Here is a 25,082-nt window from a genome sequence, read left to right as displayed (position 1 = left end):
TTTTATTTGGTTCTCTTTCTGATGTAGAGAACTTTTGTTCTAGATTTCTCCCATCTTTCAAATATTTTGAGTATAAATACTCTATATACTCACTTCTCTGCGATGCAGTCGCACTCGCGGGAGCGCATTTTGTAGCTTGCCTAAAGCTTTGTTTCTGTCTGTATCACTTGTTACTTTTTAAAATGAGAATTGCTGGCAGTTATCAGTGATCAGTGATCAGTTTTAAGTTTTGAGTGATACTAAATCCGGTTATTAAAAACTGGTTATTTATTCCCCCTTTTGCCTTTTGCCGTTCGGCTGTCCTGATATATAGCCTATACTCAACGGATTTAGTATTATTCCGCCATCCGACGGGCATCGGTGGGGGACAAGAAATTAGTCTATTAGGAGTTTACCAAAATGTCAGAAGACAGATTAGAGCGGATCGAGAAAATAGTGGAATCGAACGCTCGCGCTATTCAATCCCTAGCTGATGCCGTCGCTAGTGACCGCGAAGAACGGAAACAGGAGAAAAAAGGGCTTTACGATTACCTAGCTCGAATAGCAAGCGCACAATCAGATTTTTATGAGACTCAAGCCGATTTTTACCGGCATCTAGAGAGAATGGATGATCGACACGCTCAAATGATTGAAATCATCCGACAGATTAACGAGAACAGAAGCGATCAAGCCTAACCTCTAGAAGTTGCCCGTAGCCGTGCCTACGGGCTTAATTAAGCCCGTAGATATTTTGATAATGAACGCTATAGCAGTTTTCATCAGAATGAGGCATGGGCAAGGAGCTTAAGTCCTTTGTTGGCAAAACTTGTCGATACCTCAATAACGTGAAAAGCGCTATAAATAGCAGTTTCCCGGTCTCTTTTCACTGTTTAAGGAGCTTAAGTCCTTTGTTGGCAAAACTTGTCGATACCTCAATAACGTGAAAAGCGCTATAAATAGCAGTTTCCCGGTCTCTTTTCACTGTTTACTGTTCACTGAAAAAGGCGGGATCGGCCGGGGTCGAACCGGCGGCCTAGTGCTTAGGAGGCACTCGCTCTATCCAACTGAGCTACGACCCCTTTTTTCCCTAACCATGATAAGCCATTCATGGCTAAACTGTTGATTGCCATCGATACCCAGCTACTTTCTGTTTTATGGCCGCAACCTTGGCAATATGTTAATTTTATTTGCCCTTGAGGGCTTTTTGAAAATTCTTGCGATAGGCGGGATTAACAGCCAACAGAAGCGGCCAGAACAGTGTTAAAGCTAAACGATTGGGTAAACTGGAACTAAAATTAGTGCTTCTGTACCCGTTCCAGAATTTCCAACCACCGACACCATAAAAAATTATTAAGATAAAAATAACGAGTCTCATGCCATCTCATCCTTAGATTTAGACAATTCACATCTCCCATTGTAAGCTTGGGTTTTGCCGGCTTGGGAAAAGAAAATATTGTCCTGAATCCGGGAGACGGTGTTAGAATGCCGGTTAGGAACTAGCTCGATCGAGATAGGAAAACTAAAGCCATAATTTGCAAAAACTATTTAAAAACGGCGAAAAGATAGCCTTGGGAGGAAGTTATGCGAGCGGTACTAATGGCAGGTGGTTCAGGGACAAGATTACGTCCGCTTACTTGTGATCTTCCCAAACCGATGGTTCCGATTCTCAACCGTCCGATCGCCGAACATATTATTAATTTACTGCGAAAGCATGACATTACCGAAATTATCACCACCCTGCACTATCTCCCCGATGTCATGCGCGACTACTTTCAAGACGGCAGCGACTTTGGGGTAAAAATCACCTACGCTGTGGAGGAGGATCAACCCCTAGGCACCGCAGGATGTGTGAAAAATATTGCCGAATGGTTAGATGATACCTTTCTGGTGATTAGTGGCGATAGTATCACCGATTTTGACCTGCAAAAAGCGATCGCATTCCATAAAAGCAAAAACTCGAAAGCAACCCTCGTCCTGACGCGGGTTGCCAATCCGATCGAATTTGGGGTAGTGATTACCGACAAAGAAGGCAGAATTCGCCGTTTTATCGAAAAACCATCCACCAGCGAGATTTTTTCCGATACCGTCAACACCGGAACCTATATTCTCGAACCAGAAGTCCTCGATTATCTCCCCTACAAAGAAGAAACCGACTTTTCTAAAGATTTGTTTCCGCTGCTGCTGCAAAGGGGCGAACCTATGTATGGTTATGTGGCCGATGGTTATTGGTGCGATGTCGGTCATCTGGAGGCCTACCGAGAAGCGCAATACGACGCTTTATCTGGCAAAGTTAACCTGGAATTTCCCTATCGAGAAAAATCCCCCGGAGTGTGGGTCGGCACTAATACCTATATCGATCCTAGCGCCCAGATTGAGGCCCCGGCCATGATCGGCAATCATTGCCGCGTTGGTGCAAATGTTCTGATCGAGAGGGGTTCGGTTATCGGCGATAATGTCACCATCGGTGCCGGTTCCGATCTGAAACGTCCCATCCTCTGGAATGGTGTGGTGATCGGGGATGAGGTCAATTTAGCCGCTTGTACGATCGCTAGGGGAACCAGAATCGATCGACGGGCCCAGGTACACGAAGGTGCGGTGATCGGACAATTATCGATCGTGGGGGAAGAAGCGCAGATCAATTCCGGGGTGAGAGTCTGGCCGAGTAAACAGATCGAATCGGGAGCCATCCTCAATATTAACCTGATTTGGGGAAATACTGCCCATAAAAACCTCTTTGGTCAACGAGGAGTATCGGGCCTCGCTAACATCGATATCACGCCCGAATTCGCCGTTAAACTGGGGGCATCCTACGGTTCCATTCTAAAACCGGGGTCAACGGTAATCGTCTCCCGGGATCAACGTAGTGTCTCGCGCATGGTCAGTCGATCGCTGATTGCCGGTTTAATGTCCGTGGGAGTTAATATCCAAAACCTACAAGCGAATGCTTTACCGATTTCGCGGACTTTAGTGGCTAAATTAAACGTAGTCGGTGGCATTCACGTTCGTATTCATCCCGATCGCCCGGATTTTCTCTTAATCGAGTTTTTAGACGAAAAAGGGATTAATGTTTCCAAAGCGAGGGAAAAGAAAATCGAAGGGGCCTATTTCAAAGAAGATCTGCGACGGGTGGGAATGCAGGAAATCGGCAGTATGTCCTATCCGGCTGATATTCTCGATAATTACCGCAAAACCTTTGAAACTCAGCTAAATGTGGAGGTCATTCGCAATAGTAGCTCCAAAATTGTCATTGATTACGCCTACGGAGTCTCAGGGGCAATTTTACCGGAATTACTGGCCAAATTTGGCTGTGATGCCGTGGTTCTCAATGCCAGTTTACGTCAGAATGCCCTTTCCATGCAGGAAAGAGAGTTACTGATCCATCAATTGGGCCATGTGGTGGAGGCCCTGAAAGCGAACTTAGGTGTACAGGTTTCGGCCAATGGGGAACAGTTAGTCCTCGTCGATGAGAGTGGTTTATCGATTCGCGGGGAACAATTAACTGCTCTAATGGTGAATACAATTCTGACCGCCCATCCTCGCGGTACAGTGGTAGTGCCGGTTCATGCTTCTAGTGCCGTGGAACAGATCGCACGTCGTCACGATGGCCGGGTGGTGCGGACAAAAGCCAGTCCTAGCGCTTTAATGGAAGGATGTCAAACCAATCCTAATGTGGTTTTAGGAGGCTCTGGGCAAACTGGCTTTATTTTTCCGCAATTACATCCCGGTTTCGATGCCATGTTCAGCGTGGCGAAACTTTTGGAGATGTTAACCATTCAGGAACGTTCTCTAGCTCAGGTACGGGCCGAGTTACCGCGCATTTACAATAAGAATACGGCGGTGCGTTGTCCTTGGAAAGTCAAGGGATCCTTGATGCGCTATCTGGTGGAAACTCACGCTACCGATAATCTAGAGTTAATCGATGGGGTGAAGGTGATTAATCCCCTTAATGATGACTGGGTATTGATTTTACCCGATGCTGGAGAACCTTTAGTGCATATCTATGCTAACAGTGAGCAGCGGGAATGGGTCGATCGGACAATTAAAGAATATCGTCATCGTGTCCAGCATTTCGTCGAACATTACCAGGGCGAAATAGTGATGATTTAGGATTTTTTTGCCCTATTAGCCCCCGAAACTTGACTATGAGGATTTTTTTGACCTAAAAGGTGTCCTAGCCCTGTAAATGCTCATTTTTCCCGCAAAAGCAAGGCGATTCGATCAGCCGCTGCCTCACCGGTGCGGATCGCTCCCTCAAAAAATCCTGGCCAGCGATCAGCCATTTCTGAGCCGGCCCAGTGAATCGGTCCGACGGGAGTAAAAAGAGCCTCGCCGAAACTTGTCCAGACTCCGGGGGGCATAAAAGCGGCATAGGCGCCACCAGTCCAGGGATCCCCGGGCCAATCCACCTCATCGTAACTGATCGGGAAAAGAGCCTCTTGACCGAAATAAATAGCTAAATCCGAGAGGACGGCGGCACGACGCGCTGGGCCACTCATTGAGCGCCAACGAATATAGCGATCGCCAACCACAAAGGTGGCGATTACCCCGACGCCGGTTTCGGGATCGGAACTATCGGCACAGAGTTCCAACCATTGACAATTCCCCTGAGCAACTCCCGCTAGTCCCTGTTTTCGCCAGAAAGGTTGCTCATAGGAAATCAGGATTTTAGCGCAGCATCCCATCGGTACTCGTTGGGTTAGTTGTTCTCGCTGGGGTGGCAGCGGGGGATGATAAATAATGCGGCCGGCAAGATGGGGCGGCATGGCAATGATGGCAAATTTGGCGGTAAAAGTGTTCTGGGTGGTTTCTATGGTGACACCGGCCGAGTCATAATTAAGGCGAACAACTGGTTCCCCCAGTCGAATTCGCTCTCCTAATTCCGCCGCGATCTTGTCGGGAATTTGTCCGGCTCCGCCATGGATCAGTTCGGCTTCTGGATGTTCGGCCTGAGGGGCGCAATTTTGTCCCCAAAGAACGTGCAGCAGTGAGACTTGCTGGGGTTCGGCCGGCCCGAGAAAACCCACTGCACGCACCATATAAGCAAAATACCATTGACCAAAATCTGTGCTGGTGTTTTCTTCAATCCACTGGGCAAAAGTTTTACTGTCTAGTTTTTTGGTGTGATCGTTGCTTTGGGGATAACCGGAAGGTAGGGTTTTAGCTAGTTCTTGAAAACGCGCCCATGCTGACATCGCATCTTGCCATTCTGCCGGGCCGATATCGGGTACTTCTCCCTCGTGGAAACCTTGAAAAAAACCGTTGAATTCATAGCGTTTGTTGTTGAACACTAGGACGGTTTTTCCCTGATTGGGAGAGGGAAAACGACGTATTTTGTACTCATCGAGGAGGGACAAAAAACGCTCTTGGGTTGGACCCACCCACTGACCACCTCGATCGATCCACTGTCCGGAGGGGAGATATTGACCAGACATCCTACCACCGTAACGATTTCGCGCTTCGATCACCAGAACTTGATGACCTTGCCTCTGGAGATTCCGCGCGGCGATTAATCCTGCTAATCCTGCCCCAACCACGATACACTCATAGCTAGTCCACTGGAGATTTGTCATGATTTTAGCTTCACAGAATATTTTATAATTAACAATTATTATTTTCCCCGATTTTTCCCTCAGTTGCTCTATCCATTGGCTCTTTTGATTAAATTATCTGCTGCTATCAATGTTTGATCTTCTTAGCGATCGCTTAAGCCAACACCTAGAACAAATTGTCCGAGAAAGAAACCCTTTTTTCTCTAGTCAAGGACATTTTTATGTGCGAGAATACCTACGGCAAGAGTTAGGCAATTGGGGAAAGGTTGAATCACATTTTTTCTCATTTCAGGGAAAAGTTTACGAAAATTTAATCTTGAATTTGCCTAACAACAGTCAAAAACCTCCGATTTTAATTGGCGCTCATTATGACACGGTGCCGGGGTCGCCAGGGGCCGACGATAACGCCACGGGATTAGCGGTATTATTAGAATTAGCCAGGTTTTTTGGGGAGAATCAGGCTAATTATCCAATTCGTTTAATTGCCTTTGATCTAGAAGAATACGGATTACTGGGCAGCATTGCCTACGCAGAAAAATTAAAACAAACTAAGCAGGATTTAAGGTTAATGTTATCCTTAGAAATGCTCGGTTACTGTGATAAAAATCCCCATTCTCAAAAATATCCAGCTTTTCTAGAACATTTTTACCCCAACACCGGGGATTTTATCGCTTTGATTGGCAATCTCAAAACCCGCGAGGATTTAAATTTTCTTAGTCGAGTCATGAGAGAAAATCAGACTCCCTGCGAATGGTTGCCGGTAATTTTTGGAGGTTATATCGTCCCCGATACTCGACGCAGCGATCATTCTCCCTTTTGGGATTGCGGTTATTCGGCAATTATGGTGACAGATACTGCTAATATGCGTAATCCCTATTATCATAGTTCTCAGGATACAATCGCTACTTTGGATTTAAATTTTCTAACAAGAGTCTGTCAAGGTCTCTGTTTTGGATTGCAATCTTTACCGATGAGATAAAAGTTAGCGTGTAGGGTGAGTTAGCGTTAGCGTAATGCACTAATACCAGTTAGAAACTCAACATTATTGACGACATTGGTGTGGTTGGGTTTCGCTCAAGCGTCACTAATATTTGACAGACAAAAGTTATTATTGCTCAACCCAACCGACAAAATCGGCGATCGCTTATGACAAAAATTGCTATCATAGAAACTATTGATATTCAATGATTTAGGGGTAATCATAATGACACAGTTAACTGAAGAACGAAAACAAGAGATTATTGCTGAAGTTTTAGCAGCGAGAGCAAACCGTGAACAATTTCTATTAGAGATGAAACAACGGCAACAAGCAGGGTTAAAAATTGCTCAAAAATGTGCTAGTCTCCTTAAAGAGAAGTATGGCGTCACGAAAGTTGTTTTATTTGGTTCATTGTTAAATTATGAAGAAATAACTCCCCATTCTGATCCTGATTTAGCGGTTTGGGATTTACCAGAGAAAGATTATTTTAAGGCGATAGCAGAGTTAGATAATGGACAGGATTTTGAGGTGGATTTAGTAGAAGTTCAAAAGGCTCATCCTTATATTTTAGAGGCAATTGCTCAGGGGGTCGAATTATGACTAATTTATCAATTCAAGATAGAATTAATCAAGAACTCAATAAAATTCTTCAAGCCCTACAACAGTTAGAGATATTTTTAAGAGAATTATCTAATCAATCGGATGTCATGTATTAAAACGCATTAATTCTATTGCGCTTAATTTGCATGGAGTTTATACTGGAATTGAGCGTATAAGCTGTTCGGGTAATGATTTGGTAGTAGTGGCGTAGCCCTCTTGCTTACCTGGTATGAATTGTGTCAAATATTTATGAATAAAAATAATTGGAACCCGCTCAGTCTTTAAACCTCTAGCTTGATCATGACTTTTCTGATAAATATCTTTTTCTGGCTTCTGTCTGGCTTACTCAAATATCAGTCTAGCACCGAACAAAATACCCCCTTCACCTCTATTCCCCTGTCCTAATTGTGGTTCTCACCATACTATCAAGAATGGTTCTATTCATAATGGAAAAACCAAACGTCAAGGTAAAGAGTGTGGTCGTCAGTTGGTGATCAATCCCACTAATAAAACTGTCTCTGACGAAACCAAACAATTAATTGATAAACTCTTACTCGAACGAATTTCCTGACGAGGAATTGCTAGAGTAACAGGGGTAAGTTGGTCATGGTTACAAAACTATGTCAACAATAAACTGGCGGCTGTCCCCCGTCAAATAAAGGTTTCGGACAAACCAAAAGGTAAATTGGTTAGAGAATGTGATGAGATGTGGTCTTGGGTTTTTTCTAAGACGATAAAGGTTTATATTTGGCGGTTAATTGATAGAAATACAAGGGAAATTATTGGTTGCTATGCGCGGAGATAGGAGTCGTCAATCAGCCAAGAAACTTTGGGGCCAGTTTACCAGGTGTTTACCAACAATGCGCTGTTGCTTACACAGACTTTTGAGAGTCCTATAAGACAGTAATTCCTAGTAAACGTCATCGACCAGTCGGAAAAGAAACTGGTCAAACTAATCCTATTGAAAGATTAAATAATACCTTTCGACAAAGGATTTCTCGGCTGGTGAGAGAGAGTCTATCTTTCTCTAAAAAAATGGAGAATCACGTTGGAGCTGTTTGGTATTTTATCCATGACTACAATGCACAGCAAAGCAAAGGATTAAGCCGCCATCACTACTACCTAATCACCACCCAAAACTCAAATCAAAAGACGATTTATCCTCTCAAAGCTATCAAGTTCAAGCCGAATTAGAGTTAAATTTGCCAGCCATTGAGAGGCTAAAGAAACGAGCAGGACGATTCGTTTTAGCAACTAACGAATTGGAGAAAAAACGATTGAGCAGTGAGGATATACTCAAAAAATATAAAGGGCAACAAGCTCCAGAAAGAGGATTTTCTTTTCTCAAAGACCCCTGCTTTTTTGCCGACAGTGTCTTTCTCAAATCTCCCCACAGAATCGAGGTCATGGCCATGCTCATGGGCTTGTGCCTGCTGGTTTATACTATTGGTCAAAGACAAGTTCGTTTAAGTTTAAAACAGCAGGAGACGGGACTGAAAAATCCGTTGGGTAAGTTAACTGACCGACCAACATTACGCTGGATATTTCAGAACTTTCAAGGGATTCATCTCCGACCTATTCAAGACAATCAAAAGATTAGTAACTTAACGGATGAGAGGCGCAACATTTTGAGATTTTTTCCCAAACCTTGCCAGGAATATTATCTCTTATCTTGACCAGATGGATTGACTTCAAGGGGTGACAAAACAAAGCGAGTAACTGGAACATCTCCCCCTAGATGTTAAGTCTGATTGCCCAGTAATTCTCAATAAGCACTGTTTATTGAGAATTACTGGGAGAACCCTGGAATTTTCGGCTTAGTTGCCGGCAGCTTGCCGCCAACTAACTCCTCTAGATAAGTATTTTGGCTTACGCCCCTTCCTCTTTTGAGACGTTGTGACACTTAGGGTGCGGAATGTGGGTTTCAAAAAGAGAATCCAGGATATCTGTTCCGCGTAATCCAACTCCGTCGCGCACCCCGCCTCTTTTCGGAGAATATCATCGATATTCTTAAATGTCTGCTCGAACATAGGAAAAAGATTAGATACTCTCAAATCTTACCTCGATCGCTCCCTTATCCTGAGCATAGATTTGTAAAAAGGCTGAAAATGCTTCAGCCTCGTCTAAAAAATCAGATTTTACCCGCAAAATTAAGGAATAGGATTAGCTGGCCCCTTGCTTTCCAGGGTTTCGGCAACAGTTTCCGTCTTACCAAAAGCGACTCTGAGGAAGGGAGGAGCGAGGAAAGTGGTCAGGATTACCATAATAATAATCGACACTTCCAAAGGCTTATCCAAAATTCCGCTGGCCGAACCAATCCCAGCAAAAACTAAACCCACCTCACCCCGGGGAATCATACCCACACCGATGGCGAGGCGATTGATTCCGGATATGCCAAAAACTGCCCAGCCTGTCACCAGTTTACCGATAATCGCCACAACCATCAAAAAGACAGCGATCAAAAGTCCAGCCCGATTCTCCGGTGCCGTTGGGTTTAAAACACCGAGATCGGCACGCGCTCCCACCGTCACAAAGAAAATCGGTACAAGCAAATCGGCGATCGGTTTAATTAACTCATCCAACTCGTTGCGGGTATCAGTTTCATCAAGCACCAAACCCGCAGCAAAGGCCCCTAAAATCGCTTCAAGATGAATAGCATTGCCTAAAAATGCCATAAAGAAAGCGAAGACAAATGCGGGAATAACAATATTTCCCCGAGTTTTCAGCCGCTCCACGATCGCCACAAAACTTTTGTTAAAAATACCTCCCAACAAAATTGATCCGATCAAAAAGGCCGTAGCGCTGACAATCAGATAAATAACATTGGTCACATCAATCTCACCGGTTTTGGCTAAACTAGCGACCACAGCCAGAACAATAATACCAAGGACATCATCGATCACCGCTGCACCGACAATAATTTGCCCTTCTTTGGATTTGAGTTGACCTAACTCGGACAACACCTTCGAGGTAATACCGATACTGGTTGCTGTCAAGGCAGCCCCTGCAAAAATCGCCGGGATAGCCGCCACATGAAAGACGAGCATTAACCCGGCCGTACCTGCCGCAAAAGGTGCCGCAACCCCCACACAGGCCACAACCGTGGCTTGAATTCCCACTTCCTTGAGTTGTCGCAGGTCGGATTCTAGGCCAATTTCAAACAGCAGAATAATCACACCGATTTCAGCTAGAACCGAAATCACTTCACTTTGGGACTCAAAGATCCGGTCCACGGCAGCCGGGGCCAATTGATTCAATCCTTGCAGTACCGTCATAATCAGCGAGTCAGAGGCCGATAGCCCCCCTTCGGGAAAGATGAGCAGATGCAAGGCCGAAACGCCGACAATCACACCGGCGACCAGTTCTCCCAGTACGGGAGGAAAATCCAATCGTCGGGCGGCCTCTGCGCCGAGCTTGCTGGCCAGATAAATCACCACCAGTGTCAGCAATACGCCAGAGAGAATAATCGGTGAATCCTCGGCCACAACGGTGGCAAGCAAGGGGAGCGGAGTCATGGGGGCTGCTATCTCCCCGATCGAAGGAGGCAGAATATAGGACAAAATCATCAGTTTAAAGGGATGAGGGTTAAAGATTTCAGGTGGTCATAAAACTGGGGGATAGGAAAAGGGGCCACCGCTCCAGGACAGTCAGGCTGCAGATGGGGTTGCCCAGATCAAGACAAGCTTAGTTGTCTAGATTTCACAGCCCTCTGGTCCACAGAAACTCTGTCCGTACAGAACCTCCGCATCACAGAGATAGATCATGCCCGCAAAATTGAGGAAAAACTGATCGGCAACCTGCTTGGCAATATTTTGGGCCATAATTCGATCGGGGGTGAGTACCTCGAACTTGACATTAGTGTCGGTTTCGGAAACGTGGGGTTGTCCCGAAGAGCGCACGTTGCGGCTGCCCTTACCGCCAGTATCCATCACCGTGTAACCGGTCGCCCCGCATTCTTCGATGATCTTGGCGACTTTTTTCAGCAAAATCTTTTCTGTGACGATGACGAGCTTTTTGGCTGGTTTAGCCATGTTGATTATCTCCTTAAGTATGTACATTTATTTGCTTGGTCTGTCCGATCGAGGGATCACCGACCTACCACAATCCTTCTGGGATTAGCCGCCGCTTAGGGCCTGGGCGAGGCCAAGGAAGAAGGGTATGCACAAGCCAATCGCTACGGGCGTACCGATGGCCGTGGACGCGCCTATATAGGCAGAGGGATTAGCCGAGGGGATACCAGCCCGCAACGTGGGCGGCCCGGAGATGTCGGAACTAGAGGAAGCGATGACGGCCAGAACCACGACACCGCCCCAGCTGAACCCGGTGGCGTAGTGGGCAACCATGCCGAGACCGAAGGCGATTAGACCATGCACAAAGGGTGCTAGTACGCTATAGACGACATACCACTGGGCCACCTTACGCAGTTCACCAACCCTTGACCAAGCCTCCATCCCCATGACCAGCATCAAGATCGAAAGCAAGCCACGAAAGAGGGGATCGTAGAAGCTTTTATAGACAGTTTCCGGCTGGGTGAATATGCCCAAAGCCAGACCTAATAACATGGCCGATAGGGCCGGTCCGCGAAGGCTTTCTTCAATGATCGGCCAGATCTTGACCCGATTATCCGCCGGCTGCTGCAGGCTGAGATATTCCTGCCGACTGCTGGGATAATCCTGCTGATCGGAATAATCCCCGGCCGCCACCGGCTGCTTGCTAAAAGACTCGTGGTCGTGGGCTGCTTCTTTCTGCTTCTTCTTGTTAAGATAAATGTTAGCCACCACGATCGCCGTTACCAGCGCCGGGATATCCATAAAAGGATAGAGTGCGCCGGCCCAGGCCTCGTAGGGGATCTTTTGTTCTTCCAGTACCGTCAGACCGGCGGCCATAGTCGAGCCACTCACGGCTCCAAATAATCCCCCAGTAGCGATCGCATCCACCACTTTCACCTTGGGCAGATTGGCTAAGGTATAGCGCGCGACGAAGACCACAATAATCCCTACTATGACGGCAAAGATCATTGGTAATACCATTTCCGTCAGGTTGGAATTGCGGATGGCAATCCCGCCGGTCAGACCGATTTTGGTCAGCAGCATGAAGACGATGATCGTACAAATCGACTCTGGAATGACCAATTCACTCCCGAGAGCAGCAATGATCATCCCACCAATCAAAAAGGCCAGTGTTGGGGACTGCAACTGCTGGATAAAGTCCATGACAAACAATGAGAAAAAATCCACGAATACCTCCTTACGCCTCCCCTGATGAGGAGTATTAATACAAATGAACTTTCAAGAGTTAAAGAAAATAAGGGTCAGGTGCTTCACCCCAACAGCAGGCGTACTTCCCAAAGCGGTTAAATTTATGTCGGGTAAACCCCTTGATTAACCTCAAAATCCTCTGGTTCTTGGTGAGGATGGGTCTTGACAAAAGTTACCGCTTGTTGTAGGGCGATGGTTCTGTCCATTAGCACATGATCGGGGGGGATTTGGGCTAAAATGCCGAGACGTTCCAAACGATGCTGGATTTTGCTGGTGGCACCAACGATAAAGACTTGTAAACCTTTATCGATCGCATCTTTAATCGCATTTTCGATCGCTAAAGAAGCTGTCACCCCTAACAAAGGCACATCACTCAAGTCCAAGATTAAAACATCCGCTTCCTTCATGGCTGTGTGTTCTCTGGCGATCGCTTTCGAGACTCCAAAGATCATCGGACCACTGAGATAAAATAGGATGATGCGACCGTTAGCTTGGTTGAGTAACCGTTTTTCTTCTGGACTTAGGAGAATCTCGTCATCGTTATCGGTGATCGTTTTCACTTCCTGCGCTTGCAGTTCACTGAGGCGATCAATGGTGAGAATATTAGCAATAAAGACCCCCACACCCACAGCAACGATCAGATCGACGAATACTGTTAATAACAGTACACCGTACATGATTAGCGTCCCTTTTAGAGAAATCTTGTGGGAGCGTTTCAGGAAACTCCAGTCGAGAATATCGATCCCCACTTTTAGGGCAATCCCCGCTAATACCGCCATGGGGATACTCTTAGTTAAACCGGCGGCCCAGAGAACGACGACTAATAAAATTAAAGCGCGAGTAATGCCAGAAAGGGCAGTGGTCGCACCGGTTTGAATATTGACGACAGTTCCCATCGTGGCCCCGGCACCGGGTAAACCGCCACAGATTCCTGATACTAAGTTACCAATACCTTGACCAATCAATTCTTTATTCGATTTGTGTTCGGTACGGGTCAAACTATCGGCAATTACCGCCGTTAATAGGGTATCAATACAACCCAACATCCCTAAAACTGCCCCATCCACCAACATTGTGATCATTTGGGCAGCACTAAAGGTGGGCATTTGCAGGGTGGGTAAACCCACGGGAATATCCCCAATCCGGCGAATTTCAACACCTTGGAAGAAAAACAGCGAAATCAGAGTTCCTATCACCAAAGCTAATAACTGAGGGGGGACAAAACGCTTGAATTTCGAGGGCATCAGGAAGATGATCGCCAAGGTGATCGCCCCCAGAATGGCTTCAGGGGGATTGATATTAGAGAGTAGTTCTGGGATTTTCTGCACTGTGCCTAAAACCCCTCCTTTGGGGGCGGCTTGCCCTAAAAAGGGCGGAATTTGCAGAATAATCAGGATTACCCCGATCCCAGACATAAAGCCGGAAATAACGCTATAGGGCATCAGGGTAATGTATTTACCCATTTTGAAGATACCGAACAGAATCTGGAAAATGCCCGCTAACATGACTACCGTAAAGGCCATGGGTAGGCCTAATTCGGGATTTTTGGCGGTTAAACTGGCCACGATCGCCGTCATTACTACCGTCATCGGCCCCGTTGGTTCCGAAATTAACGTGGGTGTGCCACCAAAAAGGGCAGCAAAAAAACCCACACAGACAGCACCGTACAAACCAGCGATCGCTCCAGCCCCAGAAGCTACACCGAAAGCGAGAGCTAGAGGGAGAGAAACGATGGCAGCTGTTAGACCACCGAATATATCGCCCCGCAAATTGTCAAAGTGAATACGATTGGTTATTTCCATGAGAATCCAACTGAGCAAAGGGTTTTTTGCCACAACAAAGCCGGCGGTTGAGAGACCAGCCTTGATAGACAAAAGTTTATGGTTTTTAAAGATCGATTGTTATAAATCTATACTAGAACGGATATCTTGACAAGCAAATTTTATAAATTGAGTTTAAATCGATATATCTTTACAAAAGTATTGATTTAAACCTATGATGTAAGCGGGGTGGGGAGGTTTTCACTCGTTCCCCTCCATTCCTGCTTCTGTTTAGCAAAGCTCCTCAAGGCAGTAACAGAAGTGTAGCTCTCTAGAGGCCTCTCTTGATTCACGCCACTTTACATCAACTGATTGTCTTTGAAGCGACCGCTCGTCATGGCAGTTTCACCAGGGCTGCTGAAGAACTATCGATCACCCAACCCACCGTTTCCACCCAGATGAAACAACTGACTAAATCAGTGGGTTTACCCTTATTTGAACAGATAGGCAAACGTTTGTATTTAACCGAGGCCGGACGCAGTTTATTAGTCACCTGTCAAGCAGTCCTCAAGGATCTTGATAACTTTGAGATGGCGATCGCCGATATCAAGGGCATTAAACAGGGTAAACTGCGTTTAGCGGCGGTATCCACAGCCCAATATTTAATCCCTCAGATCCTAGGTCCTTTTTGTCAACAGTACGAAGGGGTGGATGTGTCCCTAGAATTGACCAATCACCAAGACCTAGAAGCAAGGATGATCAATAATGTTGATGACCTATATATTTTAAGCGAACCCCCCCAAGAGCTAAACCTCGATATTCAACCGTTTCTGGAAAATCCCCTCGTGGTTATTGCTCGCAAAGATCACCCCCTAGCGGGACAGAAAAAAATTCCAATTAAACGACTGCAAGGGGAACCTTTTATTATGCGGGAAATGGGATCGGGAATTAGACGGGCAGTACAGCAAATTTTCCTCGACCATGGCATCACTGTATCTCTGCGTTTGGAAATCGGCAATAATGAAGCCATTAAACAAGCGATCGCCGGTGGTTTAGGAATCTCGGTTCTGTCTCAGCACGTCTTAAATTTAGATCCTCCCAATGGGGAATTTACCATCCTTGACGTGGAAGACTTTCCCATCCAACGCCATTGGTATGTGGTTTATCCCAAGGATAAAAAACTATCCGTGATCGCCAAGACTTTTCTTGATTATCTCCTCTCAGGGGAATTAGGGGTGTATGTACCCACAGACCCCCGATCAAGTCGAATTCGGTAAGCGCAAGCGCTCGATCTATCTCCCATCCGAAAAGGTGGAGATCAAGAACTCGATCGCCTGGGGAAACCGATCGGCGAGATCCTCAAGGCGATCGATTCTCCCAAAACCCGCCAGGATTTAATCCTCATAAATGCGGCACTCTAAGGCATCAGGATTGGCTTCGCAGTAGGACTGAAGTGAGTTAGTCCCCTGTTTTTTGACCCGTTGATGGGAGGCTTCCGCTTGGAGTTCCTCAACCACATCCCAGGCTGCGGCGCAATCGGGAGAGATTTCACCCTTGGCCGCACAAATTGCCCGCGCGTCTTCCCGGGCTGCTTCAATTTCATCTTCAATGAACAACCGCTTGGGCTTTTCAACAAAATCGCTCTTGAAGAGAATATCACTGACAGAAATAATACCCAGCAAAGTTTTACCCTGAATCACCGGGGCGCGGCGAATGCGGGTTTGAGCAAATAACCGGGCTACATATTCCACCCCCAGTTCGGGATTGACAACCACACAGGGCTTGGCCATAATTTCGTAAACCCGCATAGTTTTAGGATCGTGGCCAAAGGCCGCCACTTTGTAAACGATGTCGGTTTCGGTGACAATTCCATAAGGATCCTGTTCATGGCGCGGTTCGACAATCAAACCCCGCAGTTTTTTTTCTTTCATCAATTTCACGGCATCGGCAACCGTTGCCGAACCACGAATGGTGACAACGTTTTGGGTCATAATTTCTTGAGCTTGCAGCATAGGAGTTGGATGGTGTTGTTAAATTAAAGAACTGGTATAAATGCAAAAGTTGACTAGGGTTGTCCCGATAGCAATTTCCTAGACTCTTGTGGGCTGAGTGCCACTTTGAACACAGATGACAAAGACCAATGGGCGATCGCTGGTTGGGGCTGGGGCGGCATGGCCGCAGCTGTGTTCCCCTGAATGCCCGGAGCATAGGCCTCCAGCACAGCACCGTTTTGCCAACACATGGCGATGAAATAATCACACACTGGGCATTCCGTCTGAGCAACTTGCCGGGCCGGACACTTATATCCTGCGGGCAGGCGATCGCTCAAGAGCCGTTGAGCTACGCTGCCACAGTTGGGACACCGGATTTCTATAAGCTTGTTCATCGCCATACCTCAAAATTGAATAGTGGTGTGAGAAGGAAAGGGTCAACTTCGGACGTTTGCCCAGAGTGTTTGTTCACGGTGGAAGACTATAATTGTCGTTCTACGGCTGCCGTAAATTCTTCATAGGGTTTAACCCCAACTAATGTTTCTATCAATTTCCCCTGTTTAAATACCATGACAGCCGGAATACTTTTAATTCCAAAGCGTTTGGCCACGGGTTTGTTACTGTCTAGGTCAAGTTTAAAGACTTTGGCGCGATCGCGATAGTCATCGGCCAATCGATCGATCAACGGAGCCACCAGTTTGCAAGGTCCACACCAGGTTGCCGTGCAATCTACCACCAACAGTGATTCACTGTTTAATAGGGAATCAAATTCAGTTTCATCTTGAATAAATGTAGCCGTACCCATGTTTATATCTCCAGATTGATGCTGTGTAACTCAGGACAAATTCTCTTCTCGGTGCGTTTTACAAGATAAATTCAGCTTTGAACCGCTCCTCATCTAAAAATGCTTGGCCTTTGACCCTTTAACTTTGTCCGCCTCCCGGGGGTATCGTCTATAGTTTGGTTGTCCCAGACATCGATGGTGACATCTAGTCCCTGCTCATGCAGGGGTTTTAATTTGTAAGTCGTCATCGGCTGCTCCCAATCAAAACAAATTTGCGACGTTAAGTTGCGATAATATGGTTTTGCAAGTTATTGCATTTAGATACCCTATGACAGCGACCCCTTCCAACGATTTATCTGCCTGGGAGCGGCTAGAACAAGGCAGACAAGCAAAAGCAAGCAACGGTGGTTATGCGGGCTACGGCTCCCCTGCCTTTGGACAACGATCGATCGATGGGGAATTAGTGGATGATCCGGAAGAGTGCCGGGTCATTGAACTGATTCGCCGTCATCACAAATCAGGGAAATCCTTGCAGAAGATCGCCGATTGGCTTAATGAACAGGGCTACACCACCAAACGCGGTCAACCATGGCAGCGTATTTCCGTAAAGCGAGTGCTGGATCGACTTTATGGAAAGGTGTCCAGAATTTCCGGAGTAACCCTTCAGGCCGACCAGAACCCGGAAGTACTCACCCCAGCGTCTGGTGATACCGCTCCTGAAACCATTAGAGGCTGAATAACCCCTAAATAAAAAGTTTCAGGCTTTAACCTGTTACATCCCTCTATGATACACCGAAGTGGGTCTAAAATCTTTACGAGTTTAATAAAAATTGTAACAAAACGTTACATCTTTTAGGAAAAAGTTAAATGACGCTACACTTTGAGATAGTTTTAGAACGGGTTTTGGCAACTCTGAGAGTCTGGGTTCTTTGCCCAGTGGCTGTTCTGTCTATCTTGGCCTTTGCGATTGCAGGATGGTGCTGATGTCCCTCGATACACCTCTGAGTTGGGCCCCCGATCTGGAAAAAGCGATCAATCGCCAACCCTTGACGGTGCCGCCAACCACTTCCCTGGCAGATGCGATCGCTATGATCGGCCAGGCCCATAGTCGTCTGTGTTTGCTCACCGATGACCTATCCCCTCTAGCTGCTCCAGCCGGAGAGGTGCGTGTTAGCTGTCTGCTGGTGGTGCAAGGGCAAGAGCTATTAGGAATTTTGACAGAACGGGATGTGGTGCGACTCACCGCCCAAGGGATTAACCTGACCGAGACAACCGTTGCCGATGTGATGGTGCATCCCCTGATCACGTTGCCCCAGCAATCTGCTCAAGACATTTTTGCTGCCCTGTTTTTGTTTCGGCGCTACCGCATTCGCCATTTGCCGATTGTGGATGACCAAGGACACTTAATCGGGGTGATCTCCCATGAAAGTATTCGCCAGATATTGCGTCCGGCCAATCTGTTGCGGTTTCGTCGCGTATCGGATGTGATGACCAGTCAAGTGGTACAGGCCCCACTCACCGCCACAGTCTTGCAATTGGCCCAGTTAATGGCGGAACATCGTGTCAGTTGTGTGGTGATCACCCAGAGAAATTCCGAAGACAATGACTACCCCGTTGGTATTGTGACAGAGCGAGATCTTGTCCAGTTTCAAGCAGTTCAAATCGATCTGCACAAAACTAGGGCCCAGACGGTGATGAGTACGCCGTTATTTCTCCTCAACCCGGAGGATTCCCTGTGGACGGCCCATCAGGAAATGCAAAAACGGCGGGTGGGGCGTTTGGTGGTTTCTTGGAACTGGGGTCGGGGGTTGGGTATTGTTACACAAACCAGTCTGTTAAGGGTTTTTGACCCGATGGAAATGTATGGGGTGATTGAAAATTTACAACAAACCATTCAACAGCTAGAGTCCGAGCGATCGCCCTCCCTTCCTTCCCCACCAGCGGACTTATTACCCCAACGGACCCGCACCCCATCAGAAAAAGAGAGCGCTGGCGATCGCGAATTATTACTAGCCTTGCTGGACAATGCCTACAAAGACGTAAAGTATATGTTGGCTAACTTAGATATTGTCGTCGAGCAGCGGCGATCTTTGCTTCAATCTGTTCTAGATAAGCTTGAGTACCTCGGCCGTGAAATTAGCTCTTAGATAACCGGTTTGCTTCTATTCATACTAAATCTGGTTAAGTAGCTGGTTATAATTAAATTAAAAATAGATTTTAGGTTCGATCCCCCCTAGCCCCCCTTGATAAGGGGGGAAGCCGAAGGCGGGGGGATCCCCCTTGATAAGGGGGGTGCCGATCCCCCCTGCCCCCCTTGATAAGGGGGGTGCCGATAGGCGGGGGGATCCCCCTTAATAAGGGGGGCATCTGATAATTTTTAACGCCTACCTACTTACTTATAATTATCTGCGAAAAAAGTTTAGTAATTTCACTGCAATTATAACAGGATTGTCGATGACTAATTTAAAAAAATGGCAAATTATTAAATCTGAGCTAGTTTTTCAGAATCGTTGGTGTCAAGTCCGTCAAGACGCGGTGCAGTTATCCTCTGGACAAGTTATCGATGATTATTTTGTCAATATTCGTCCTGAAATTGTGTTAGTTGTTCCAGTTACCGGGGATAATCAATTAGTTTTTGTTCGTCAATATCGTCACGGAGTTAAGGAAATTTTATTGGAATTTCCTGCCGGAGCAGTAGATGCGGGTGAAGATAATATTACTGCGGCAGCGCGTCGGGAATTCGAGGAGGAAACTGGTTATCAAAGTGATTCTCTAATACCTCTAGGTGTTTTGTATGATAATCCCGTTAAAGATACTAACAGAATTCACATTTTTTTGGCTCTTAATGCTATCCCCACCGGTCAACAAAAGTTAGATGTTACCGAGGAAATTGAAGTTATTCTTCGACCTTTACAGGAAATTAATACCCAGGAAATTACTGTCTCTGGTAGTTTGGCTGCTTTCTATTTAGCGAGGGATTTTTTAAAGCAAAGTTAAGGAGTTATAGCGGTTATATTAATAGGGAGCCAGTTGTCAGGAGATTATTTTTATTTATTCTCCCCAATTCATAATTGATAAGTAAGTAGTTATAATTAAATTGAAGATAGATTTTGCCTCTGATCCCCCCTTAATCCCCCCTTGATAAGGGGGGTGTCTAACAACTTTTAACAGCTACCTACTTAATTCATAATTTATAATTCCCACTGTCTATGAGTAATTTTTTTATGATTGCTGGCTTTATTCTATCAGCTTATGCAATCGTTGCCAACGATTCCCTACAGACTTTAGGGACTTTTTTAAGTGCCAATGAAGAACGTCCCTGGTGGATTTTATGGCTGTATTCCAGTATAATCTTAGCCTCGATTTTTATCGCTGGTTGGTATATTAATCAGGGAGATGTGGCCTATAATCGACTAGAAATGATTCCCTTCCCAGAAAATTTTACTTGGATTTATATCGTTCCTCCCCTAGCAATTTTAATTCTCACCACTTGGGGAATACCTGTGAGTACAACCTTTTTAGTTTTAACAGTTTTTGCTCCCCAATCTCTAGATGAAATGTTAATTAAATCCGCTTGGGGTTATGCTATTGCTGTTATAGTGGGGTTAGTCATCTATCGAATTATTTATCGATTAGAAAACTTTTTCCTAGAAACAGTTAATAAAGAACCTCAAAAAATCTGGGTAGTTTTACAGTGGTTATCTACTGGGTTTCTCTGGAGTCAATGGTTAATGCAAGATTTTGCTAATATTTTCGCCTATCTTCCCAGAAAGTTAGCAGCAACATGGTTAGTTTTATCTCTAACAGTTATGCTACTCCTGCAAACCATCATTTTTATTAATCACGGGGGTCAAATTGAGAAAATTGTCACTAGCAAAACTAACGCCCATGATCCGCGTTCTGCAACAATTATTAACTTGATTTATGGCTTAATTTTACTGTTTTTTGTTGGCTATAATCATATTCCCATGAGTACCACTTGGGTATTTTTAGGTTTATTAGGAGGTCGAGAAATTTCTCTGACTTTAACCAGAGAAACCCCTAATTTAGCTGCCACGGGTAAATTGGTTTTAGGGGATGCCTTGAAAGCTTTTATCGGTATGATTGTTAGTGTTGCTATCGCTCTTGCTTTACCTCTAATCGCTCAAAAAATTAACTATCTATAGGGAATTATAAATTATGAATTATAAATTATAAATTATAAATTATGAATTGGGGAGCTTTTTTTCAGTTATCAGTAAACAGTTAACTGAAAACTGACATCTGATAACTGATATTAGTGGTTGTACCGCATAAGATTAAGAAAAGGTCTATTTTCAAAACTTAAGAATAACAAGATTGAGGAGATAGGCGATCGATTGATGCTCCGGAGTGATAAAGTTTTCTATTACTGATAATCTCGAAATTATCGTTCAACCAGATTAAAGATGCTTCTGTGACTAGACCTTCTTCAAGAGTGACTAGGGAAAAATTGCGAGATTTACCCGTATCAGAGTGGAGAATGCGAGGGACACTCGCAGCATTCAGATAAACAGTTCCCATCTCGGAAGTGACCACGGGATTGCGTAAACGGGAAGTAGTATGACGGAGACGGTGGTGCATATGACCGAAACTGACGAGAGGAACCTGTTTTCCTAATAGCTGTGCTTGTTCGATGGCCGCCGCTAAATCGGGATCCCCGTGGTCCCCTCCCAAGGGTTGCCAATCGCGACCACAGATAGCTTCCGCTTCCTTTCCTAGTCCAGCAGGACCATTGTGACCTAAAAAAATCAGGTTATTATAGGCAGTATCTTGAATATTAGCGATAATTTTGGCAGTAGATTCGGCAAAACTGCTGATATTATAGCGTTCTTGAAAAAATTCTCCATTTTTCCACTCGGATCCCCCCCAAGTAAAGGGACGACCCCCAACAATCGAAAGCTCTAAACTGGGTAGGTCTAGTTTTGAGTAACCCACATGAGCAACCCCTAATAATTCTAACTGGGCGGTGACACGATCTTCCTTGTTGCGATCGTAGGGACATTGTTTTCGTCCCCAGGGGGTGGCGCTATACCAAGCGTCATGATTACCGAGAATAACGGCTTTTGGTAAGGACAAACTGGCAATCCGACCGACAATTTCTAGGGATTCATTGCCAAAATCCCCCACAAATAGGGCTAAATCCACTTGTAAAGCTTCTAGAGCTAAATTATCTTCTATTTCCCATTGGTCGTGAATGTCACCGATGACGGCGATTTTATAGCTGCGAGGGAAAGAACTTACCATTACCAGTTATTAACTATCATTTACCATTAAAGATCATAACTAGGATTGGCCGAATAAATCTAAAAACCTTGTCGGATAATATCTTGAGGCTTTTTTGAAATCAAAAAAGTGCTGGTCATTGGCGTAATCGGCTCAATTTGGTCGAAATATCTAGAGGAAATTTTGGGCGCAATAATATTATTGTAGGGGCGAATTGCATTCGCCCTCTTGGAATAACTTCTGCTGCTGACCTATAGGTGAGGTAAAGTCACAAATTAGGAGATGCAGCCGATAATTTTCTGGAGATGTAAAGATTTAAAACAAAGTTACCCACAGTCATCGGTTTGTTTGTAAATTTAGATACAGAATTATCAGGGTGATCTGTGTATGTCTTTACTACAATACCGCACTACTGCCGTTGTTACTTGTCCCCAAGCAAACACATGGGTACAACTCAGAATGCTCCCCTCTCCATACAGCTTTGATGAAGCGCTACTACTCTGTGAACAGGATCAGGGCCGTTGGGTGGCATGGATTCCCGATTTTGGCGAAATTATCTTGATTGAAGGGCAATTTGAGTCATAAACTAACTCTTGCTCACAATTAAAGCAGATAAACAGCGATCGATCACTTGTTTTAATACTAGAGCCGTCCAATCGATATCGGCTGCGCTGGTGTCCCTTCCCAGGGTTAAACGAATTCCCGCTAATGCTTCTCGATCGCTGTAGCCCATAGCTTTTAAAATTGGACTAGGGGAAAGTTTGCCACTATGACAGGCGGATCCGGAACTAATGCCGATTCCTGCTAAATTAAGCTGACGAACTAGCTGTTTTCCCGTGATGTGACTGTCATCGTCGGGACGGACAATAAAGCTGACGTGGTGGGGTAAACGATAGAATCGGTCCCCCGTGGGCAGCAGATAAGGATAATCAGCTAAGAGGTCAAATAGTCGATCTCGCAGACCCATTAAACGCATTTTTTCGCTAATTAAGTCTTTTTGGGCTAATTCGGCCGCTAAACCAAAAGCTGCGATCGCTGGTACGGCTGGGGTTCCCGATCGCAGGCCTTTTTCCTGGCCACCGCCCCGCAGTAATGGTAAAATATCGACACCAGTTCTGATGTATAAAGCCCCCGATCCTTGCATTCCATAAATTTTATGGCTAGAAAGAGATAATAAATCTATGGGCAGTTTCCGCACATCAATATCGCATCTTGCCGCCACCTGCACCGCATCGGTGTGAAAAAGCACTCCCCTTTCTCTGGCAATGCTGCCCAATTCTTCAATCGGTTGTAGGGTTCCCACCTCACTTTGTCCGTAAATAATGGAAATTAAGACCGTATCGCTTTGAATTGCGGCTTTTAGGTCTAAAGGATTCACCCTACCTTGACGATTGACGGGAAGACGAGTAATTTGCCAACCTTGCTGCTCTAATTGTTTACAGGGTTCAGCGATCGCCGAATGTTCCACACTAGAAATAATTATATGACGGGGGCGGTTATACTGTTGAGCAACCCCGATAATCGCTAAATTATCGGCTTCTGTGCCGCCAGAAGTGAAGATAATCTGGTCTGGATTGGCATTAATTAACCCTGCTACCTGTTCTCTGGCCATTTCGATGACTGTTGCCGTATCCTGTCCCCAAGTGTGTAAACTGGAGGGATTGCCCCAATGATGCCGGAGAATAGTGGCAACCCGCTCGATCACTTGGGGATGAGTGGGGGTAGTGGCACTATAGTCAAGATAAATTTGCATTATTTTACAATCTGAGAAATGAGAGTCAAGAAAGGCAGCTATTCTCAGTTTAGCCGTTTAAGAGATTAGAAAGCGGGTTTCTGGGTTTCTTAAAACTGCTTTCTAGCATCTTTTCTGATCTCAGGGTAAACTAAAAGTCTGAGCAAGGTTTTTCATGGTACGGAACAGCTTATAAGGCTGGTCAGGAAAAGTTTGAAAGTCAAACCTTTGGTAAAATCTTACTGCTTTATCGTCAACCGCCTCTACCACCACCGCAAAACACCCCGTTGTTTGACTGACTCTCAGACTTCTATATAAAGCATCCATAATCAACAATTTCCCCCAACCAGATCCCCGACAATCAAGATCCACTGCTAATCTACCAATTAAAGTCACGCCAACTAGCGGATATTTAGGCAACTTTTTACCAAGACTTTGGGGTAGCGATTCGAGATTGATGCTACTCATGGATAAAGTATAGTAGCCCATGATTTTTTCGCGTTCTCGGTCAACGAGAACGTAGGGAATGGCAATATTTCGCTTCTTATCTTGGGTAGCGAGATCGTGCAAGTAGCGATCCAGTTGTTCGTTACCACAGCTAAAAGCTGCCCGATTGTGATAGCTTTCGAGAGTTTCTAGACAAAAATCAACAGATTCCGAATTTAACACAAATCTAGCAACTATTTATTCATCATTTGCTCGTACCATTGAGCGTCTGCTTGAGCTTGCTCGGAGGGAGCGGGGGGATTTAACAGGGCCTCGACAAAAGTGAATTGATCGCGTTCGGTTAATTCTACCAATTGGCTATCTTTGATCGTTTGCATAGCTGCCTCAGCCAAAACTGACACCATAAATTCAGTCAAGTTCTGTCCCCGTAAAAAGGCAGCCATCTCCATCAGTTGCTTTTGCTCTGCTGTTATGGAAGCCTCTAACCGCGCATTGTTGCCGATTTTAGTCCCTTGGGGTAAATCTTTATCTGGTTTCGTTCTCATGGCTTAGAAATTATCTAATTTAAGCACATTATATTCTTAGAAAACGGGTTTCTGAGTTGATAAGAAAGCGGGTGGCTCTTCTAGGTTCTGTGTGATAAGTTTAACTTACATAGGATCGATCTTTGTGTCCTCTGTGTCTGGAGTGGTTCCCTCCACTCCCTCGCCAGCAGGACTGTATCTCAGAATACATTTTACCCACCAAATCCAAAAGAGC

23 protein-coding genes, 1 tRNA gene and 2 pseudogenes are annotated in these 25,082 nt (G+C 45.5%); 12 read left to right on the top strand and 14 right to left on the bottom strand.

Annotation, left to right across the window (positions count from 1 at the left end; genetic code table 11):
- The first annotated feature begins 399 nt into the window (after positions 1 to 399).
- On the top strand, positions 400 to 675 hold the full coding sequence (locus O9323_RS06325; protein ID WP_002738957.1) for a hypothetical protein: 276 nt from the start codon (positions 400 to 402) through the stop codon (positions 673 to 675).
- Positions 676 to 984: 309 nt separating this feature from the next.
- Here O9323_RS06325 and O9323_RS06320 read toward each other — a convergent pair.
- Together O9323_RS06320 and O9323_RS06315 are read right to left on the bottom strand one after the other, a co-directional pair.
- Positions 985 to 1,058 (bottom strand) — tRNA-Arg (locus O9323_RS06320).
- Between the two features lie 104 nt (positions 1,059 to 1,162).
- Entirely contained in the window at positions 1,163 to 1,354 is a 192-nt protein-coding gene (locus O9323_RS06315) for a hypothetical protein (RefSeq protein WP_043998683.1), read from the bottom strand.
- A 206-nt stretch (positions 1,355 to 1,560) separates the two neighbouring features.
- Here O9323_RS06315 and O9323_RS06310 point away from each other — a divergent pair, with 206 nt between their 5' ends.
- Positions 1,561 to 4,086 (top strand): mannose-1-phosphate guanyltransferase, encoded by a 2,526-nt coding sequence (locus tag O9323_RS06310; RefSeq protein ID WP_002755882.1) that lies wholly within the window; start codon positions 1,561 to 1,563, stop codon positions 4,084 to 4,086.
- 80 nt (positions 4,087 to 4,166) lie between these two features.
- Here the strand turns inward: O9323_RS06310 and O9323_RS06305 are convergent, their stop codons facing one another.
- A complete protein-coding gene (locus O9323_RS06305) occupies positions 4,167 to 5,549 on the bottom strand; it encodes a flavin monoamine oxidase family protein (RefSeq protein ID WP_002755883.1) in 1,383 nt (460 codons plus the stop codon).
- Between the two features lie 109 nt (positions 5,550 to 5,658).
- Here O9323_RS06305 and O9323_RS06300 point away from each other — a divergent pair, with 109 nt between their 5' ends.
- From O9323_RS06300 to O9323_RS06280, 4 genes and pseudogenes are all read left to right on the top strand, one after another.
- The gene (locus O9323_RS06300) at positions 5,659 to 6,507 is read left to right on the top strand and encodes a M28 family metallopeptidase (protein ID WP_002755884.1); all 849 of its coding nucleotides are present in this window, start codon (positions 5,659 to 5,661) and stop codon (positions 6,505 to 6,507) included.
- A gap of 225 nt (positions 6,508 to 6,732) precedes the next feature.
- Positions 6,733 to 7,107 carry a nucleotidyltransferase family protein gene (locus tag O9323_RS06295; protein WP_002755885.1) on the top strand — a complete coding sequence of 125 codons (375 nt, stop codon included), beginning with the start codon at positions 6,733 to 6,735 and terminating at the stop codon, positions 7,105 to 7,107.
- Between the two features lie 373 nt (positions 7,108 to 7,480).
- Positions 7,481 to 8,193 (top strand): annotated as a pseudogene (locus O9323_RS06290) (IS1 family transposase); the annotation flags it as partial.
- Positions 8,194 to 8,240: 47 nt separating this feature from the next.
- A pseudogene (locus O9323_RS06280) lies at positions 8,241 to 8,783 on the top strand (IS1634 family transposase); the annotation flags it as partial.
- Between the two features lie 474 nt (positions 8,784 to 9,257).
- Here O9323_RS06280 and O9323_RS06275 read toward each other — a convergent pair.
- The 4 genes from O9323_RS06275 to bicA all read right to left on the bottom strand — a co-directional run bounded on the left by O9323_RS06275 (position 9,258) and on the right by bicA (position 14,167).
- Complete coding sequence (locus O9323_RS06275; RefSeq protein ID WP_149106429.1) at positions 9,258 to 10,673, bottom strand: cation:proton antiporter; 1,416 nt, start codon at positions 10,671 to 10,673, stop codon at positions 9,258 to 9,260.
- Positions 10,674 to 10,799: 126 nt separating this feature from the next.
- Positions 10,800 to 11,138 carry a P-II family nitrogen regulator gene (locus O9323_RS06270; protein WP_002751605.1) on the bottom strand — a complete coding sequence of 113 codons (339 nt, stop codon included), beginning with the start codon at positions 11,136 to 11,138 and terminating at the stop codon, positions 10,800 to 10,802.
- 84 nt (positions 11,139 to 11,222) lie between these two features.
- The gene (locus tag O9323_RS06265) at positions 11,223 to 12,344 is read right to left on the bottom strand and encodes a sodium-dependent bicarbonate transport family permease (RefSeq protein ID WP_002751603.1); all 1,122 of its coding nucleotides are present in this window, start codon (positions 12,342 to 12,344) and stop codon (positions 11,223 to 11,225) included.
- Between the two features lie 122 nt (positions 12,345 to 12,466).
- Entirely contained in the window at positions 12,467 to 14,167 is a 1,701-nt protein-coding gene (gene bicA / locus O9323_RS06260) for a bicarbonate transporter BicA (RefSeq protein WP_002751601.1), read from the bottom strand.
- A gap of 302 nt (positions 14,168 to 14,469) precedes the next feature.
- On the opposite strand from bicA, the gene O9323_RS06255 reads away from it, so the two are divergent.
- Positions 14,470 to 15,402, top strand: coding sequence for a LysR family transcriptional regulator (locus O9323_RS06255; protein WP_002751599.1), 933 nt, complete (start codon positions 14,470 to 14,472; stop codon positions 15,400 to 15,402).
- A gap of 117 nt (positions 15,403 to 15,519) precedes the next feature.
- Here the strand turns inward: O9323_RS06255 and O9323_RS06250 are convergent, their stop codons facing one another.
- From O9323_RS06250 to trxA, 3 genes are all read right to left on the bottom strand, one after another.
- Positions 15,520 to 16,137: a CP12 domain-containing protein gene (locus O9323_RS06250; RefSeq protein WP_002751597.1), complete on the bottom strand. Its 618-nt coding sequence runs from the start codon at positions 16,135 to 16,137 to the stop codon at positions 15,520 to 15,522.
- A gap of 53 nt (positions 16,138 to 16,190) precedes the next feature.
- Positions 16,191 to 16,517, bottom strand: coding sequence for a hypothetical protein (locus tag O9323_RS06245; protein WP_002751596.1), 327 nt, complete (start codon positions 16,515 to 16,517; stop codon positions 16,191 to 16,193).
- 80 nt (positions 16,518 to 16,597) lie between these two features.
- Entirely contained in the window at positions 16,598 to 16,921 is a 324-nt protein-coding gene (gene trxA / locus O9323_RS06240; protein ID WP_002751595.1) for a thioredoxin, read from the bottom strand.
- A gap of 274 nt (positions 16,922 to 17,195) precedes the next feature.
- Between trxA and O9323_RS06235 the strand changes: the two genes are divergently transcribed.
- The 4 genes from O9323_RS06235 (at position 17,196) to O9323_RS06220 (ending at position 21,066) form a co-directional block, all read left to right on the top strand.
- On the top strand, positions 17,196 to 17,636 hold the full coding sequence (locus O9323_RS06235) for a recombinase family protein (RefSeq protein WP_002751593.1): 441 nt from the start codon (positions 17,196 to 17,198) through the stop codon (positions 17,634 to 17,636).
- Positions 17,637 to 17,874: 238 nt separating this feature from the next.
- On the top strand, positions 17,875 to 19,047 hold the full coding sequence (locus O9323_RS06230; protein WP_043998358.1) for a CBS domain-containing protein: 1,173 nt from the start codon (positions 17,875 to 17,877) through the stop codon (positions 19,045 to 19,047).
- 307 nt (positions 19,048 to 19,354) lie between these two features.
- Positions 19,355 to 19,897: an NUDIX hydrolase gene (locus tag O9323_RS06225; RefSeq protein ID WP_288124837.1), complete on the top strand. Its 543-nt coding sequence runs from the start codon at positions 19,355 to 19,357 to the stop codon at positions 19,895 to 19,897.
- A 227-nt stretch (positions 19,898 to 20,124) separates the two neighbouring features.
- On the top strand, positions 20,125 to 21,066 hold the full coding sequence (locus tag O9323_RS06220) for a hypothetical protein (RefSeq protein ID WP_002751591.1): 942 nt from the start codon (positions 20,125 to 20,127) through the stop codon (positions 21,064 to 21,066).
- A gap of 157 nt (positions 21,067 to 21,223) precedes the next feature.
- Here O9323_RS06220 and O9323_RS06215 read toward each other — a convergent pair whose 3' ends face one another.
- Positions 21,224 to 22,165, bottom strand: coding sequence for a TIGR04168 family protein (locus tag O9323_RS06215; RefSeq protein WP_149107488.1), 942 nt, complete (start codon positions 22,163 to 22,165; stop codon positions 21,224 to 21,226).
- 366 nt (positions 22,166 to 22,531) lie between these two features.
- Here O9323_RS06215 and O9323_RS06210 point away from each other — a divergent pair, with 366 nt between their 5' ends.
- A complete protein-coding gene (locus O9323_RS06210) occupies positions 22,532 to 22,729 on the top strand; it encodes a hypothetical protein (RefSeq protein ID WP_002736283.1) in 198 nt (65 codons plus the stop codon).
- A 1-nt stretch (position 22,730) separates the two neighbouring features.
- Here O9323_RS06210 and O9323_RS06205 read toward each other — a convergent pair whose 3' ends face one another.
- From O9323_RS06205 to O9323_RS06195, 3 genes are all read right to left on the bottom strand, one after another.
- Positions 22,731 to 23,897 (bottom strand): cysteine desulfurase family protein, encoded by a 1,167-nt coding sequence (locus O9323_RS06205; protein ID WP_288124836.1) that lies wholly within the window; start codon positions 23,895 to 23,897, stop codon positions 22,731 to 22,733.
- A gap of 120 nt (positions 23,898 to 24,017) precedes the next feature.
- A complete protein-coding gene (locus O9323_RS06200) occupies positions 24,018 to 24,545 on the bottom strand; it encodes a GNAT family N-acetyltransferase (protein WP_149107486.1) in 528 nt (175 codons plus the stop codon).
- A gap of 11 nt (positions 24,546 to 24,556) precedes the next feature.
- The gene (locus O9323_RS06195; protein WP_149107485.1) at positions 24,557 to 24,868 is read right to left on the bottom strand and encodes a type II toxin-antitoxin system TacA family antitoxin; all 312 of its coding nucleotides are present in this window, start codon (positions 24,866 to 24,868) and stop codon (positions 24,557 to 24,559) included.
- Positions 24,869 to 25,082 lie beyond the last annotated feature (214 nt).

The sequence above is a fragment of the Microcystis sp. LE19-131.1A genome (genome assembly GCF_027532015.1).
Taxonomy (GTDB): domain Bacteria; phylum Cyanobacteriota; class Cyanobacteriia; order Cyanobacteriales; family Microcystaceae; genus Microcystis; species Microcystis ichthyoblabe_A.
This window is presented reverse-complemented; position numbering and strand designations above follow the sequence as displayed.